We start from the raw sequence: 15317 nt of genomic DNA, 5'->3' as shown, positions 1-15317 counted from the left end.
TCAGGCAGAGCCCGTGGGATTCAGCGCGGGCAAAGGCTGTGCCGCGCGGGTCAGAGTGCCCGAGTGCCGGGCGGCGGACAAGGCCCTTGCAAGCGCAGCCCAGGCTGCCCCCGGCTCGCTGTCTTGCGGGCCATAGGCGGCGGCACCGATATTGGTCAGGGCAAGCTGGACGTCTGTGTGTCGACGCGGGTCGGCACCCTGTGTCATCGCCGCCCATCGGTCCAATGCGCCATAGAGGGTGTGAAGATCCCGTGCCTTGACGGTGTGCATCAGGTCGCGGAACAGGCTGGCCTCGGTCGGGGGTGGTGGGGACGTGTCGCGCTTGCGGGCTCTGTGGCGGATCAACCCGATGGCAGCCAGCGTTCCCAGAAGCACGGCGAAACCCATATAGATCAGAGTCGCCCGGTCGGCATCGGCCACGCGCGGCAGGATCGGGCCATCGACGTTATAGGGGATGGCCTCGACCGACGTGGTCTCGATCTGTCCCGTGTTTGTGTTGAACCAACGCAGCTTGATGACAGGCAGGCTGCTTTGAGCGCCGCTTTCCGCCAAATAAACCGTGCGTTCTGAGCGAGTACCGACGGTCTTTCCCCGATTCTCCCGGTCCTGCACCGTCGGGCTGTCAGGATAGGCCGCCAAACCGGGCAAAGCGCCCGTGGGCGCAAGCGCGGGCAGCAGAATAGCGCTGCTTCCCGTAATTTCAGCAGTGATATTGCGGGTCAGAGTATCGCCGGGTTCCAGAGCCTCGGCTGATCCCTCGACGGTTTGCGTCAGGCTCAGCGTTTCAGCGGCGATGAAAGGGTCAAGCGACTCGGACCCGTCCGGCACCGTGGCGGTGAAGCTCTGTGCAGCCAGGGAGAGCGTCGTTTCAACAGGCGCGTTGGTCTCGGGGTCGGCCCATGTAACCGTGATCTCCAGCGACGGAATCCCAAAATTTCCCGCCACCATCGGCGTCACCTTGTAGCGTCTGCTAACACCCGACCAGTTGCTGGCGCCCACACGCTCAGTCACGGGGCCCGACCCGCCTTCAGGCAACGAGATCATCAGGTTCGGCTGATCAAAGGTCGGAAACACCGGAGGGCTGGGCATGTAGGTCGGCACCAAAACGGTCACCCGCATATCCAGCGCCTGACCGGGCACGACGTCCATGGCCGACATTTCGACCCGCGCGACGGGCTCGGTTGGCGTGGCGGCTTCACTGCCGTCGCGGGCGTCTTCTTCGGCCTTGATCTCGGCGTTGGATTTGAAACCTGGAAACGGGTCTTGCGCCGCCGCGACATCGGGTACAATTGATGTGCAAAGAGCTGCTAAGACAGGCCAGAGTTTCATTGCTCGCCCTCCGTAGCCGCCTGCGTCGCTTCCAGCAAGAAGCGACTTTTCAGGAAATCCCCAGTCTCGGTATCAACAGAGTTCATCCATTGTTCGGCGCTCTGCAGCCCGACAGCGGCGTCCTCTTGCGGCAGGTCGACCTGAAGCTCCTGACCTTTGTTTTCCTCGTTGTCATAGGTCACGTCATCGGCGCGCAGCTCGGTCTGGTCCTGCGTATCCTGCGCCTCTTGCGCGGCTTCGACATACGCGACGATCTGTTTTGCGATCTCCAGATTTTCAGCAGCACCCGGATAGTCCGGGTCGCGCGTCAGAGCGGTTTCGAACGACCGAACCCCGTCACGGTAAGCCCGATTTCGGATGTTTGACAGACCCTGGATCATGGCAGCCTGTGCGGTATCCACACGGTCCAGCACCTGCACGGCTTCGGCATAGCGGCCCGCCCGGTACATGGCCCATCCGCGCCACAGCGGGTCACCGAACAGTTCAGAGGCGCGCGTATAATCCTTGCGATCATAGGCACGCTGCCCCTGCTGGTCAGGCGTCCAGAACCAGTCAGCCAGGCCGTCGGCGCGCGCCTGCCCGGGCGCCATCAGCATAAGTGCAAAGACCGCGGCACCCCAATGCATAGTCCAGCCCCGCCGAAACCACAAAAGCAGCAACAGTGCCGCAGGCCACGCCAGCAGCGGCCCACGATCCAGCCATGGGTCATCAGAGTTTTCCAGCAGACTTTGCCGGTATGAGGCATTCAGCGTCCGGTCCAGACGCCGGATATCGCTGCCATCGGGCTGCACAGCGATCACCCGATTGCCGAGCGCATCAAGCCCTCGGTCGCGCGTGCCTTCGGGCAGCATGGACAGAACCGCAACCGGCATCGGGGCGGTTTCGACCGCACTCACATCCGCCGGATCAAGACCATCGGCAACCAGCAACAACGCACCACCGCCTTCGTCCTCGATCAGGGCTTGAGCGCGGCTCAGGGCTTGTGCAAAATCCGCGCCCTCCTTGGGCATCACGTCTGGCGAAAGCCCTTCGAGATAAGGCAGGATGATCGAGGCATCCTCGGTCATTGGAACCACCACATGCGCGCTGCCTGCATAGGCCACCAATCCCGATCGCCCCCCTGCCCTCAGGTCTAGAAAATCGCGGATCTTTTGCTTGCCGCGTTCCAGACGGCTGGGTGCAATATCGATGGCGTCCATCGATTTGGTGACTTTCAGAACCACTGCCACCGGCGCGGATTGCGCCACCAGAGGGTTGGGTTGCCGTGACCAAGTCGGTCCTGCAGCCGCCGCGGCGAGCAACAACAAAGTCAGCGCAACCCCATCTATGGGCCGAATGCGGTGCGCCTGATTGCGTCCGACTTCCATCGCAGCTTGCAGATGCGGTGCGATGCCCTGAGACAGGGTGTTACGCCCGGACCGACGTCGTCGGGTGAGCCACCATAATCCGACGATCACTGGCACCAGCAGCAGCCAGAGCGGCCGTAGGAAATGGAACACCGACATGGCCAGTAGCAGATCGCTCATGCCTGCGCCCTCCCACTACGGTGGCCCAACGACAACCATCCCATCGCGGCGCAACCCAGCAGCGCAGCCAACCCCAGTGGTATCCACGCCAAAGACCGGCGCGGGCGATAGGACAGGGTTTCGACCTGACGCGGGCTTTGTTCGTCGATTCGGGCATAGATGGCGGTCAGGGCGGACTGGTCGGCGGCAAAGAAGTACTGACCACCGGTGCGGCGAGCGATGTCTTCAAGCGTTTTGACATCCACCTTGTCCTCGCCCGAAGCTTCGGGATCGCCAACGCCGATGGTCATGAGGGTCACGCGGTTGTCTTTGGCAATCTCGGCTGCGTTCACCGGGTCCATCCGGCTGGAGGTGTCGCTGCCGTCGGACAGCAGGATCAAGACGCGTTCGTCAATCTCACTGGCTTCGAAGGTATGGATCGCCAGCCCGATAGCATCGCCAAGCGCCGTTTGGGGTCCGGCCATGCCAACCTGCGTGCGGTCCAAAAGATCGGTGATCGTCTGCAAATCCTCGGTCAGCGGCGCCTGCAAATACGCCTTGGACCCAAATACGATCAGCGCCACCCGGTCGCCCTCTCGCCCCTGCACAAAAGCGCGTACAACATCCTGAACAGCCGAGAAACGCTGCCGTTTCTCGCCTTGTGCATCCGTGAAATCCACAGTGTCCATCGAGCCAGACACGTCGATGGCAAGGATCATGTCGCGGGCTGATTTTTCGATCTCGATGGGGCGACCGACCCGTTCTGGCCCGGCCAGTGCGATCACGATCAACCCCCAGCAGAACGCTGCCGTGATCATCTGTATCCGCGTTCGGGCCAACACCACAGATCCGGTGCGTGGTTCCTGCCCCAGCGCATGCGAGACCTGACGGAAGAAGGGCACCCGCAGCGCCGTCACGCGTTCTCTGTGCGGTGGCGCGAAACGCCAGATCAACCAGGGCAGTGGCAGAAGCAGAATAGCCCATGGAAACGCCAGTTGGATCATGAGGCCACCTCGCGCTTATGTGCCTTGATCCAGCGGGCGACGCGCGCGGTCAGATCCGGCGAGGCTCCGGTGTTGCCGTGATAGGGTGCATCAAGCAAAAGCGGGCGCAGAGCGTCATTCCACGATGCACCCTCGGTGCGTTCCAGAAAGGCGATCCAGTCCATTCCCTGTAATCCGGCTACCAAGCGCCGGTCATATGCCACCAGCGCCGTGCGACGCAGGATTTCGGCGACCTGCGCGGGGTCATCCGCGGCCTGCGCCAGCTCTGCCAGCGCTGCGCGGCGATAGGCGTTGACGCGGTACCGGGTAATCATGCGCCACAGCACAAGTACCGCCATCGCTGCTAGAAGCGCGCCCACAACGGCCCAGCCGACCGTTTGCGGCATCATCGACACGGGCGGCGGCGGATCTGGCACAACCAGTTGATCCAGCAGGTCGACCAGCGAAGTGCCGGTGGGGATTTCCGTTTCGTTCATTTCGGTCCCAGCCCCATCAGATGCCGGATCTGCGGCAGGGTTTCCTCGGCCGCTGTCAGCGGCAGAACGGGCACGCCGAACCTGCGCTGCCAATCCAGAACCTGCGCCACGCGGGCGCTGGCGAATTCTCTCAGCGCCGCATGTTGTATTGAGTCGGATGTTTTGATTTCAGCCTGCAACGCTCCGTCCGAGATGATCAGTGACAGATCGCGAGGCAGGTCCTTGGCGAAGGGATCCGTAATCAGTCCCAAGATCAGGTCGTTGCGCCGTGACAGGCCTGAGACCAACCGTTCGGTTTCTGCATCAATCACATCGAAATCACTAAGCACCACAATCAGATGATCGCGGGGGGCGATCCGGGCAACAGCGCGCAACACATCGGTCAGGCGGATTGGATTGGTTTTAGGGGCCTCGGCGTGCAGTTGTGCATTTGCCTCAGCCAGAATGGCGACAAAGCGCGACAGCGTGGCCCGACTGCGCGCCGGCTTAATCTCGGCGATTTTGTCGTCGGTGAAGACGATACCGCCCACACGGTCGCCCTGATCGAAAATCCGGTAGGCGGACAGGGCCGCCGCCTCGGCCGCAGTGATCGATTTCATGTTCAGGACCGAGCCAAAGAACATCGACATGCGCTGATCCACCACGATCAGTGTCGGGCGGTCGCGTTCCTCGGTCATGACCCGGATATAGGGCTCACCGGCGCGGGCGGTTACTTTCCAGTCAATCACGCGGATATCGTCTCCAGGCAGGTATCCGCGCAGCTCTTCGAAATTCAGCCCACGCCCGCGCAGACGCGAGGCATGGCGGCCATTCAGCACCGAGTGCACAGGCTGGCGCGGTAAAAACCGCAGCGCCTTGGCACGTGTCTCAAGCGCCCGCAAATGCGCGATATCAACCCGCACGCGCGGGTCATCGGTTGCGGCGGGCGGGGGCTTGACGCGCCCCAGCCGAAGGGAGGCGTTTCGGTTCATCATCTACGCCTCACGGCAGGGCGACCTGCATCAGGATTTCGGCGATCACTTGATCTGCGCTGATGCCTTCGCCATGGGCCTCATAGCTCAACCCCAACCGGTGCCGCAGCACATCGGGGGAAATGGCGCGGACATCCTCAGGGTCGACATAGTCGCGCCCGTTTAGCCAGGCATGGGTGCGGCTGCATTTATCCAGCGCGATCGAAGCGCGCGGGCTAGCGCCCACCTCGATCCAGCGGCGCAGATCGTCGCTATAGGCCTCGGGCGTGCGGGTAGCCTGCACCAGATCGGCGAAATAGCGGTCGATAGCGTCCGAGACATGGATTCCGCCGATCTGGGACCGGGCGTCAAAGATCGCCTGTTGCGGGATTGGGGCGGGTTTTTCGCCTTTTGCTTTGCTCTGGGCGGCGATCTCTTCTGCGCGGACCAGCCGCACGACCTCAACCTCATCCTCGACCGGAGGGTAAGTGATGAGCACATGCATCAAAAACCGGTCCAATTGCGCCTCAGGCAGGGCATAGGTGCCTTCCTGCTCCACCGGGTTCTGGGTCGCCATGACCATGAACAATGGGGCCATCTTGTGCGTGGTCCCGCCCACCGTGACTTGCCGTTCCTCCATTGCCTCAAGCAAGGCGGCCTGCACCTTGGCAGGGGCACGGTTGATCTCGTCGGCCAGCACGATATTGGCAAAGATAGGCCCGGCCTCGAACCGGAATTCGCCGCCCTTTTCGGTCTGGTAGTAGACATCCGTGCCAGTCACGTCCGAGGGCAACAGATCGGGTGTGAACTGGATGCGACTGAAATCGCTTTCCAGGTTCTTCGCCATCGCCTTGATCGCGCGGGTCTTGGCAAGCCCCGGCAAACCTTCGACCAGCAGATTGCCATTGGCCAGCAAACCAATCAACAGGCGCTCGATGACGTCGCGCTGACCAATTATGGCCTGACCCATGCGTTCGCGCAGGGCGTCGATATGCGCGCGGGGGTTGGGAGTGTCGCTCATTCCGGCCATACCTTCGCCCAATCCTCTTTCATGTCGATGATCACCCATCCACGTGCGTCGGCCTCATCCAATCCGCGGACCAGCCTACCGATGTGGCTGTCGCGGTCGTAGGCGTATTCGCGGTCGGCATCGGTGTGATGAACGATCACGCCTAGGGCAGGTCTGTCGCCAGCGGTGGCATATTCCAGCATTTGGAAATCACCGTCCGAGTTGCCACCCACAAAGATCGGACGCTGCCCGATATGCGAGTCGATCCCAACAGGCTTGCCTTCCTTGTCATCCACAAAAGCAATTCCGGGGCCCTTGATAATTTTGGGCACACCTTCTACTACCTCATAGCTGGTCGGCGTGACCGAGCCTACGATCCGGTTGATCGGGATTCCGTAGGTTTCGCTGGCAAAGGCGCGCATGAAGTGGATGCCGCCACCCGACACGATCCACGTCTGAAACCCTTCGGCCTCGAGGTAATCCAGCAGTTCCAGCATGGGCGCATAGATCATCTCGTTGTATGGCCGGTTCGTGTCCGGGTGTCGGGCAGTGGCGATCCAGTCTGCGACATCGGCCTGAAACGCATCGACGGATACATCCGAATGCGAGACGTTCAGGATTTCCATTAAACCAGCCTCTCCCCCGTCGGCGACGGCGGCCATATCGCCTGCAGCGGCAGCCTTTAGGACATCCGAGGTCAGGATCGACGGGTCCGCCTCAGCCTTTTCCTTCAGGCGGTCGAGTGCGTAGATAAGCTGAAAATAAACCGGCTGTTCACCCCACAGCGTGCCGTCATTGTCAAAGGTCGCAATGCGGGCCTCTTCGGGGACGAAATCGGAAGAGTTCGGATCGCTCACCCGTTCGACAAAGTCGATAATGGCGGCTTTTGTGGCGGTGTCGTTCCAGGACGCCAGCGGATCGGCCAGCGCGGGAAAAGAACCAAACGGCAAGGCAGCCACGGCAAAAACATAGCGTTTCATGAGAAATCTCTTTTGGTGCGAAAATGGCGCGGCATCGCTCCGCGCCATGAAGTTTTGTCCGGTCTAGGCCGTTACTGACTGCCGGCTGTTTGCAGGCTTCTCAGGACCTGATCAATTGAGAAGCTGGCCGGTTCCTGACGTGGCGGGTAGTCCTGGAACGTGCCAAGGAACTGCGCCACAATGGCCTGCGCGGGTACGAGCAGATAGGTGCGGTCCAGACGCCAGCGGGAATAGCCGATGGATTCGTCCTGCGCCCGTTCGAACGGGTCGGAATACAGGTCGATGATCTTGGGCAGACGCAAGAAGGTCAGCGGTTCCTGCCAGACGTCGAACCCATGGGCGCGCTGTTCGGCAAAGACCACTTTCCAGCGGTTATAGCGCAGGTTCACCAGATCGCCGCCATCCGAGAAATAGATGAACTCGCGCCGCGGGCCGACCTCAGTTTCCCCTCGGAAATAGGGCATGAAGTCATAACCATCCAGATGGACGGGCTCGTTTTCCTCGCCAAAGGGAGCTTCGGTCAGCATCCGTTCCTTCATGTCGGGATCGCCAAGGGCGGACATGAAGGTGGGGAACCAGTCCAGATGGCTGATGACCTGATTGGATTTGCGGCCGGGTTCGATCACGCCGGGCCATTTGATCATCATCGGAACGCGATAGCCGCCTTCCCAGTTGTCGTTCTTTTCACCCCGGAACGGCGTGGTGCCGCCATCGGGCCACGAGAACACCTCGGCCCCGTTATCGGTGGAATACATCACGACGGTGTTGTCGGCGATGCCCAGCTCGTCCAGCTTGTCCAGCATCTGGCCGACCATGCCGTCATGTTCGACCATGCCATCAGGATAGACGCCCAGCCCGGTCACGCCCTGACTTTCTTCCTTGAGATGCGTGTGGATATGCATCCGCGTGGTGTTGTACCACAGGAAGAACGGCTTACCCTGATCATGGGCGCGCTGCATGAAGTCCAGTGCCCCGGCTGTGACTTCCTCATCTATGGTCTCCATCCGTTTGCGGGTCAGCGGGCCGGTATCCTCGACCGAACCGTCCGCTGATGACCGGATCACACCGCGCGGGCCGAACTGTTCGCGGAAGGCCGGATCTTTGGGATAATCCTCGTTTTCAGGCTCTTCTTCGGCGTTCAGGTGATAGAGGTTGCCGAAGAACTCATCAAATCCGTGGTTGGTGGGCAGGTGTTCGTCCAGATCACCCAGATGGTTCTTGCCATATTGCCCGGTCATATACCCCTTGGAGCGCATGTATTCGGCAATGCTGGGATCTTTCGGCGACATGCCTTCCTTGGCCCCCGGCAGACCCACTTTCAGCAGACCTGTGCGAAACCCTGACTGACCCGTGACGAAGGCCGCACGCCCTGCGGTACAGGACTGTTCCCCGTAGCTGTGCGTGAACAACATCCCTTCATTGGCAATCCGGTCGATATTGGGGGTTTCATACCCCATCATGCCCTGATTATAGGCGCTGATGTTCCAATACCCGATATCGTCGCCCCAGATGACCAGGAAATTCGGCGTGTCGTTCGCGCCCTGGGCCAACACCGGCGCGCCCAGAGCGGCCAGCGCCAGAACCCCACCGCTGAGCGGACGGGCGGCCCGTTTGACTAATTGTCGGAATAAAAGCAATGTTTGTCTCCCTGAACTCGAAATAACCGGGGGTAGTGCCTTCGGCTTGTGGACATGGATACGATGTCACGCCCCCCGGCTGCCCAAGACGCCTCGGGCTGTGTGATGACAACTTACATCCTGTCCACGCGTATCAAGTGATAGCACATTTCACGCCAGAGCCGTGCAAAAATTTATATACCTCAATAATTTGCTCCGCCTCCAAAGTAATACATAGATAAAATCAGCATTAACGATGTCAAAACTAAAAACCGCCCCCACGACCGCAGCCGGGATGGGACATTTGCCGGACCGGCTGCAAAGCTGCGCCGGACCGGCAGCGGTTGAGCGAGTCTTTGAACGGGCCAACATTCCGATTGATGTGCTGAACGATCGGTTTGTGCGAATCCCGCTATCGGCAATGGTCGGTGTTTTTGCCGAGGCTGAACGCGTGTCGGGCCACCCGTTTTTCGGATTGCATGTCGGGCTTGGCATGTCCGGGGCGGAAATTGGTCCGTGGTTCGAATTTGCCGGTCAGGCCCCTACGTTGCGTCAAGGGATTCATCGTCTTGCGCGGGCCATGCCCCTGTTCCAGAACGGCCCCCGCGTTTGGTTGGTTGAAATGCGCAGCGGCGGAATCATGCGCTATTTCGTCCCGCGCGGTGATGACGTCCCCATCTGCGCCCACAGCGACCACAACATCCCATTGATGCTGGGATTTGTCCGACGCTTCCTTGGTCCCAGCTGGCGACCGCGGTGGATCGAAATTGACTACCCCGACCGAGGCCAAGGGGATGAATTGCGCGATTTGTTGCAGTGTCAGCCGCTTTACGGCCGCTCGGCGCTGTCCCTGCCGCTGACCGCTATTGAGTTGGATACGCCGCCATTGCCACACAGCATGGCTGGGGCGTCGATATGATGGGCGGATGTTCAGGCAAAAATGACAGCGCCCGGCAGCGACTTCATTATCGCGTTGGAGGCCTGCATCCTGCTGGATATGTTTGAAAGCACCCCTGAACTGGACTCCGTTGCACGTCGCATGAGCATGAGTAAGCGCACTCTTCAACGGCGCCTGACGCTTGAAGGGCAGTCCTTTCGAAAATTGCTGAGCAAGGTCCGTCATCGCCGCGCCTTAAGCTTGTTGCGCGATACGGATTTGGGCTTGACCGAGATCGCCCACAGGCTGGGGTATAGCGACATGGCCAACTTTACCCGAGCGTTCAAAACTTGGGTGGGATACGCGCCATCCATTGCCCCGCGCGCCAAGGCAACTACGGGCACCAATTCATAAACGACAAGGGGCAGTCGGGGCAGTCGGCACGGCTGATACAATTGATACAACATGCGACACAACCCGGACACTTGGACCACATAGCTTACCGCTATTGAACGGCAGATCGGCTCAGTGGCGGCTTGGTTGTGCATGCACCCGCAGGAGGATGGTGGGAAGTTGCCCTCTGATCCCATTTTGCCAGCTGGATTGGAGAGGAACGCTTCGTGATTTGGATTTCGCATAAGGCAAAGGACGGCGACACGCTGGCCTCGATCGTAAAGCAATACAAAATCAAGGATCAAAACGCGATCCTGAAATATTCCAAGAACAAGAAAGTCTCGGTGCGTCTGAAGAAAGGTGAAGCGCTCAAAAAGGGAGAAGTCGTCTGGGTTCTTAACCCGAAAACAAAGGCTTATGTGGTCTCGGACGGTAAGCGCAATGTTCTGCTGGATGAACGCGGTTACAAAGCTACGGTCAAAGAGGTCCATCGCGTAATGGACCGCGCGCTGGAACATCAGCGGATCAATTTTTATGCTGCCTGTGATCGTCACAATGCCCAGATCGAGATCAACAACCAACAGCGCTATGTCTACACGTTCATCAACGCGGTAAGCCGCGCCGAAGATCCGCGCCCCTACTACACCAAAGCAGCGGCGGCCTACAAAACATTGGCCAAAACCGTCAGCGGGCGCGACTACAAGGGGTTCAAGAAAGCCCTGGTCGCCTGCGACGCGGCTGTCGTGAATTACAACAATGCCGTCATCGCATGGGTTCATGGGCTGATTGATGCCACGGCGAAAAAGATCAAACAGGCGGGATATGTGCGAGCGGCGGGTGAGTTCGCGACCTGCGCACTTATTCTGACCGCCTGCCCTCCGGCCGGGTTGGGCGCAGGGATCGTTCTGAACGCCACAGCCGCCACCGTTACAGGGTTGGCCTTTGACGGCTACGACGCCATTGGCCGTGAAATCGCAGGCGAAAAGCAGATGTCGACAAAAGAAATCAGCGAAAGAATGGTGAAGAATGCGATCACCGGGGCTGCTGCAGGGTTGATCGTGGGTGGGGTAGTCAAGCTTGCGCGCCCCTATATCACAACCAGTGCCCTTAGCCCGGCCTTTTTGAAAACGTGGTCGGAACGCGCGGCACCCAGACTCGTGCCCAAGGGCATAATCAACGCCGAATTGAAGATAGCGGCCAAGGTTCTGGAAAAACGCGGCGGGCAGCTTGGCCTTGAAGTCTATATCCGTTCGGTCGCGCCCGAGCGTCTGCTGCCTCTGGCATTGCGCCGTTTTGCAACCCAGCTTGGAACGTCAGCAATGCTGAAGGTTCTTAGCAAAATGGAACTTGAGAAACTGCTTCTGCCATGGCTCAAAAGCGGCCCCAAAGAGCTTATGGGCGAGGACAACGTCAAATTGGGCAAGGCTGCGGCGAAATTCTTAATGGACGCTGGCCTGGGTAGTTCGTTGATGGAAACCTTGCTCAAACGGAACATGGATAAGTTCCGCGAAATCCTGCGCGTGCTTATCATTAAGGAAATGGAAAAAGCCGAGAAAGCCGCGGCGTGATCTTTGTCCGTCGGTGACAAATCACTTAGGCTTGGCTACCAGCCCAAAGCGGACTGGATGCATCACATCAGAACGGAAACGTAGTTTTCAACACTGGCTTTGTGCAGGCAATAGGCCAGCAACAGAAAGAAAACACATGGAGGAACAGCCAGTTCCAGCCCTTGCCGGATGGACTTAGAAGAGCCGTCTCCGGTCGTTTTCAATCCCGGAATAGAAGACTTCCATTCGACCGGAAACAGCTCTGTCAGATATTTGTTCAGCTTAACCATGCTCAACTCATTAACAACTACACCTGCAATTTACCGGGGGCCAAATTAACCCAATGTTAATCCGTGAACTTTCTCCGTTTTCGGCTGTTTTTTGATCCAAATTTGCGGATAATTTTTTAAAAACGGTTTGCATTGTTCCGCTTGGTGCGACGATCAGCACCACAAACACCGCAAATCACCCCCAAATTCCCGAATGCACGATTCAAAAAAACTGTCGGCGGGGCCTTTTTTAGATCGTCGAGTAGAGGCAGCCGGTGCAAACTGACCGCCTCATTGGATTTTGCCTTAAACAATTGAGAAGACGGAATCTTCGTCGTTGCCATCCCCGGGTATCGTCAAGCTTGCCGGGCTTCCGTCTGCCACTTCACAGCCACCGGTTGGGTCGGCGCCATCCAAGGCGTCTTCCCCTGCCGCCAAGGTAAAGTCCAAATAAAAGTCATCGACTTCGATTGTTGTCAGCGTCTGGAAGTTGTTGATCCGCAGCTTGTCGTTATTGTCGACTCCATCAAACGCGATATAGAGCGTGTCATTGGTGCCGCTGGGCAGGATCAGAACATCGTCTTCGATTGCAATCGGAATAGCTGCTATTTTACCCCCAAACAAAAAGTCTTGGTTGCACGAGCTGGAAAGCCGTCCAGCGCAATGCGCCGCTGATGTCGCGCGCAAAAATTAGTAGCTGTGACATTCAACATCTGGCGTGATTTCAACGAACTCCTGTAAACGTCACCCTGTTGGCTTCCTAGGTCTAGTTGCCCGGCCTCGTCTCGAAGAAATCAAGAAATCCACACCAATATTAGTGATTGCAAGCGCGACTCGCGTCATTGGGCCTTGCAGATTGCGTTTACTGAATACCTTAGAAGCCTTTTATGGGTCAAATAGGGCCAATCCGAATGCGAAGCCCAATTAGGCACCTACTTCAAATTTCCTTTTCCGACCATCGACAGTTCGCGGTGTTCTTCAATATATCCCCGGTTCAGTACGACCAAAGCTATTACCCAAATTTTGCCAAAACTTTGCGTATGGGCTCCTGCTCTTCGCCCGTGGCGAGTTCTACAATCAACATTCCTGCCTGTTTGGCCTACTTTCCGCAAATTCGATACGGAATTCAGACCCCATGTCTGAAGGCTCAACCTTCAGCGTGGCCCCATAGCCTTCGAGGATCGCGGCAACGATCGCAAGACCCATCCCAGTGCCGCCTTCTTCGCGACGCGTTGTGAAGAAAGGCTCGGTTAGCCTTTCCGCGTCGTGTTGTGAAATCCCTTCACCGTTATCCAGAACCCGCAGGACACTATCAGAATAAGACAAGACCACCTCGGTAGCGCCGTGAGACTTCGCATTCTGAGCCATGTGCAGCAAAACAACCCGCCCGTGCTCTTGCGATAATGGCAGCAGCGCATCCTGCCCCTCGGCAATGCGAACTTCCAGCCCGTCTACAGTGGGCAGCATGTCAGGCAACAGGCCCGGACCCGATTTCGGGGCTTGCCGCAATTTACTCAGCTCACGCAACTGGCCCAGCAGAGTGTTCATGCGCACAGCTTCGGTCTGGATATTGTCCAGCAGCCCTGCGCGATCTTCCGGCGACAGGGCAGGTTCGGACAAAAGCTCGGCGGCTCCAGCGATCGAGGTGACTGGGGATTTCAGTTCATGCGTCACGTGATCGGTATAAATCGCAATCTCGCGTGATCGGGCCTGCAACGTATCGGCCATCGACAACATGCTTTCACCAAGATCGGCCAGTTCCCGCATCCCGTATTGTGCAAGCGGGTCCGAGACAGGGGTATCCCCCGAGGCCACTCGGCGCGCCTCATCCCGCAGGCCCCGAACCGGACGGGACATCAGTCGGTGCAAAAGCCATCCGATCAATGCAGCACCGCTAAGCGTGAACAGCGCCATTGTGATCAGCGCGTCTCGTTCGCGGTACAGAAATTTGCTGAGGTTCAGCGGCGTGCGGGACAGCAGCACAACCCCGATCACACGATTCTGTGCCAGAACGGGATAGGCCACGAACACCCGAAACCCCGTATCCCTACTGATCGAGGTCAGCGGATGGCGGTCAAATTCATCTGCACGCGCCCGCAACGCCGTACCGACACGACCAGTCAATGCTTGCTGCACTTCGGCCAAATCGGCGAAAGCACGCAACCCCGCCTCGCCGGTGCCCTGCCCCTGATGGTCCAGAAAAATCACCCCGGCCAGTGTGCTCTTGCCCGCAGACCGGGCCAGCTCGGCCATGCCCGGCAAAACTGTTTCATGACGCGGATCGGATATCGCCCCGACCTTTGGTCCCTCCGGCAGTGGCGGAAGAACCCGGTCGCGGCGCACGTTGATCTGGGCCCGTATGGGGCGGACCTCGGCGGCCCAAAACTCTTGCATTTCGGGCGCAAGTTCGGGGCCGATCTCGGGTCCGTCCATGGCCTGAAAGCGGGTGCGATAAATCTCGGCGTAGACTGCAGCCTGTTTCAGCAGCACCTGTTCGGTTTCCCGCACAAACTGGTTCGAGGTTAGCTGCACCGTCATCATGGCCGCCAGCGGTATTGAGACCAAAGCTACACAGACCAGCGCAACGACAAACGCCATCGACGGGCGCCATTTTCGGCGGATCGCGCCTATCCGTCGCACGTACATGCGCCCAGCTTGATACCGACGCCGTGGACCGTCTGGATGATATCGGCGCACCCGACCTGAGACGCTTTGGCCCGAATGTTACGCACGTGGCTATCAATCGTGCGCCCGGATAATTGCGTGCCCGTCCCATACAGTTTTTGGGCGAGCGCATTTCGGTCATGCACCTGATCGGGACGCTCTGCCAGAGAATACAGCAACTGAAATTCGGTCGCCGTCAGATCGACCGGCGTGGTCTCGATGCGGCAGGTGTGACCGGCCATGTCCAGCTCCAGCCCGCCGGTGCGCAAAGGGCGCGAGGCCGAGCGGCGACCACGGGACAGGATTGCCTTGATCCGCAGCACCAGTTCGCGCGGGCTAAAGGGTTTGGCGACAAAATCATCGGCGCCCAGTTGAAATCCCAGAACCCGGTCGATTTCGTCATCTTGTGCGGTCAGGAACAGGATCGGCAGATCCGATCGCGCCCGAATGGCCTTGCAGCATTCAAACCCATCCATCTGAGGCATTCCGATATCCAGCAGCACCAGATCGATCGATTCACGTCCGACATGGGTCAGCGCAGCCTGCCCGTTCGCGGCTTCGGTTGTGCGCATACCCGCCCCTTTCAGGGCGATGCGGATCACATCGCGGATCTTGGGATCATCATCAACAATCAGGATATGCGCTTCCATAAGAAGGTTCTGACAAGCGATCCGGGCGATGTCCATATCAACCTGCAT

At 58.9% G+C, this 15317-nt stretch carries 15 protein-coding genes; 3 read left to right on the top strand and 12 right to left on the bottom strand.

Annotated elements, in window-relative coordinates:
* The 8 genes from ACR3E7_RS00600 to ACR3E7_RS00565 form a co-directional block, all read right to left on the bottom strand.
* The gene (locus tag ACR3E7_RS00600) at positions 1 to 1329 is read right to left on the bottom strand and encodes a hypothetical protein (RefSeq protein WP_480505606.1); all 1329 of its coding nucleotides are present in this window, start codon (positions 1327 to 1329) and stop codon (positions 1 to 3) included.
* Positions 1326 to 2855 (bottom strand): VWA domain-containing protein, encoded by a 1530-nt coding sequence (locus ACR3E7_RS00595; RefSeq protein ID WP_480505605.1) that lies wholly within the window; start codon positions 2853 to 2855, stop codon positions 1326 to 1328. The genes ACR3E7_RS00600 and ACR3E7_RS00595 overlap by 4 nt, the downstream gene beginning before the upstream one ends.
* Positions 2852 to 3838: a VWA domain-containing protein gene (locus tag ACR3E7_RS00590; RefSeq protein ID WP_480505603.1), complete on the bottom strand. Its 987-nt coding sequence runs from the start codon at positions 3836 to 3838 to the stop codon at positions 2852 to 2854. Before ACR3E7_RS00590 ends, ACR3E7_RS00595 begins: the two co-directional genes overlap by 4 nt.
* A complete protein-coding gene (locus ACR3E7_RS00585) occupies positions 3835 to 4314 on the bottom strand; it encodes a DUF4381 domain-containing protein (RefSeq protein WP_170787217.1) in 480 nt (159 codons plus the stop codon). Before ACR3E7_RS00585 ends, ACR3E7_RS00590 begins: the two co-directional genes overlap by 4 nt.
* Complete coding sequence (locus tag ACR3E7_RS00580; RefSeq protein ID WP_480505601.1) at positions 4311 to 5285, bottom strand: DUF58 domain-containing protein; 975 nt, start codon at positions 5283 to 5285, stop codon at positions 4311 to 4313. The genes ACR3E7_RS00585 and ACR3E7_RS00580 overlap by 4 nt, the downstream gene beginning before the upstream one ends.
* 10 nt (positions 5286 to 5295) lie before the next feature.
* Complete coding sequence (locus ACR3E7_RS00575) at positions 5296 to 6294, bottom strand: AAA family ATPase (RefSeq protein WP_480505599.1); 999 nt, start codon at positions 6292 to 6294, stop codon at positions 5296 to 5298.
* On the bottom strand, positions 6282 to 7253 hold the full coding sequence (locus ACR3E7_RS00570; protein ID WP_480505597.1) for an HAD family hydrolase: 972 nt from the start codon (positions 7251 to 7253) through the stop codon (positions 6282 to 6284). The genes ACR3E7_RS00575 and ACR3E7_RS00570 overlap by 13 nt, the downstream gene beginning before the upstream one ends.
* Before the next feature lie 71 nt (positions 7254 to 7324).
* Positions 7325 to 8890 (bottom strand): arylsulfatase, encoded by a 1566-nt coding sequence (locus tag ACR3E7_RS00565; protein WP_480505595.1) that lies wholly within the window; start codon positions 8888 to 8890, stop codon positions 7325 to 7327.
* A 235-nt stretch (positions 8891 to 9125) separates the two neighbouring features.
* On the opposite strand from ACR3E7_RS00565, the gene ACR3E7_RS00560 reads away from it, so the two are divergent.
* The 3 genes from ACR3E7_RS00560 (at position 9126) to ACR3E7_RS00550 (ending at position 11707) form a co-directional block, all read left to right on the top strand.
* On the top strand, positions 9126 to 9788 hold the full coding sequence (locus tag ACR3E7_RS00560) for an AraC family transcriptional regulator ligand-binding domain-containing protein (RefSeq protein ID WP_480505593.1): 663 nt from the start codon (positions 9126 to 9128) through the stop codon (positions 9786 to 9788).
* 21 nt (positions 9789 to 9809) lie between these two features.
* On the top strand, positions 9810 to 10160 hold the full coding sequence (locus ACR3E7_RS00555; RefSeq protein WP_480505590.1) for a helix-turn-helix transcriptional regulator: 351 nt from the start codon (positions 9810 to 9812) through the stop codon (positions 10158 to 10160).
* Positions 10161 to 10366: 206 nt separating this feature from the next.
* On the top strand, positions 10367 to 11707 hold the full coding sequence (locus ACR3E7_RS00550; RefSeq protein WP_170775072.1) for a hypothetical protein: 1341 nt from the start codon (positions 10367 to 10369) through the stop codon (positions 11705 to 11707).
* A 62-nt stretch (positions 11708 to 11769) separates the two neighbouring features.
* Here the strand turns inward: ACR3E7_RS00550 and ACR3E7_RS00545 are convergent, their stop codons facing one another.
* The 4 genes from ACR3E7_RS00545 to ACR3E7_RS00530 form a co-directional block, all read right to left on the bottom strand.
* Complete coding sequence (locus ACR3E7_RS00545) at positions 11770 to 11976, bottom strand: hypothetical protein (RefSeq protein WP_480505588.1); 207 nt, start codon at positions 11974 to 11976, stop codon at positions 11770 to 11772.
* Between the two features lie 285 nt (positions 11977 to 12261).
* A complete protein-coding gene (locus ACR3E7_RS00540) occupies positions 12262 to 12579 on the bottom strand; it encodes a hypothetical protein (RefSeq protein ID WP_480505586.1) in 318 nt (105 codons plus the stop codon).
* Positions 12580 to 13032: 453 nt separating this feature from the next.
* The gene (locus tag ACR3E7_RS00535) at positions 13033 to 14553 is read right to left on the bottom strand and encodes an ATP-binding protein (RefSeq protein WP_480505584.1); all 1521 of its coding nucleotides are present in this window, start codon (positions 14551 to 14553) and stop codon (positions 13033 to 13035) included.
* 29 nt (positions 14554 to 14582) lie between these two features.
* Entirely contained in the window at positions 14583 to 15317 is a 735-nt protein-coding gene (locus ACR3E7_RS00530; protein WP_480505582.1) for a response regulator transcription factor, read from the bottom strand.

The organism is Ruegeria sp. BK1, assembly GCF_056535645.1.
This window is presented reverse-complemented; position numbering and strand designations above follow the sequence as displayed.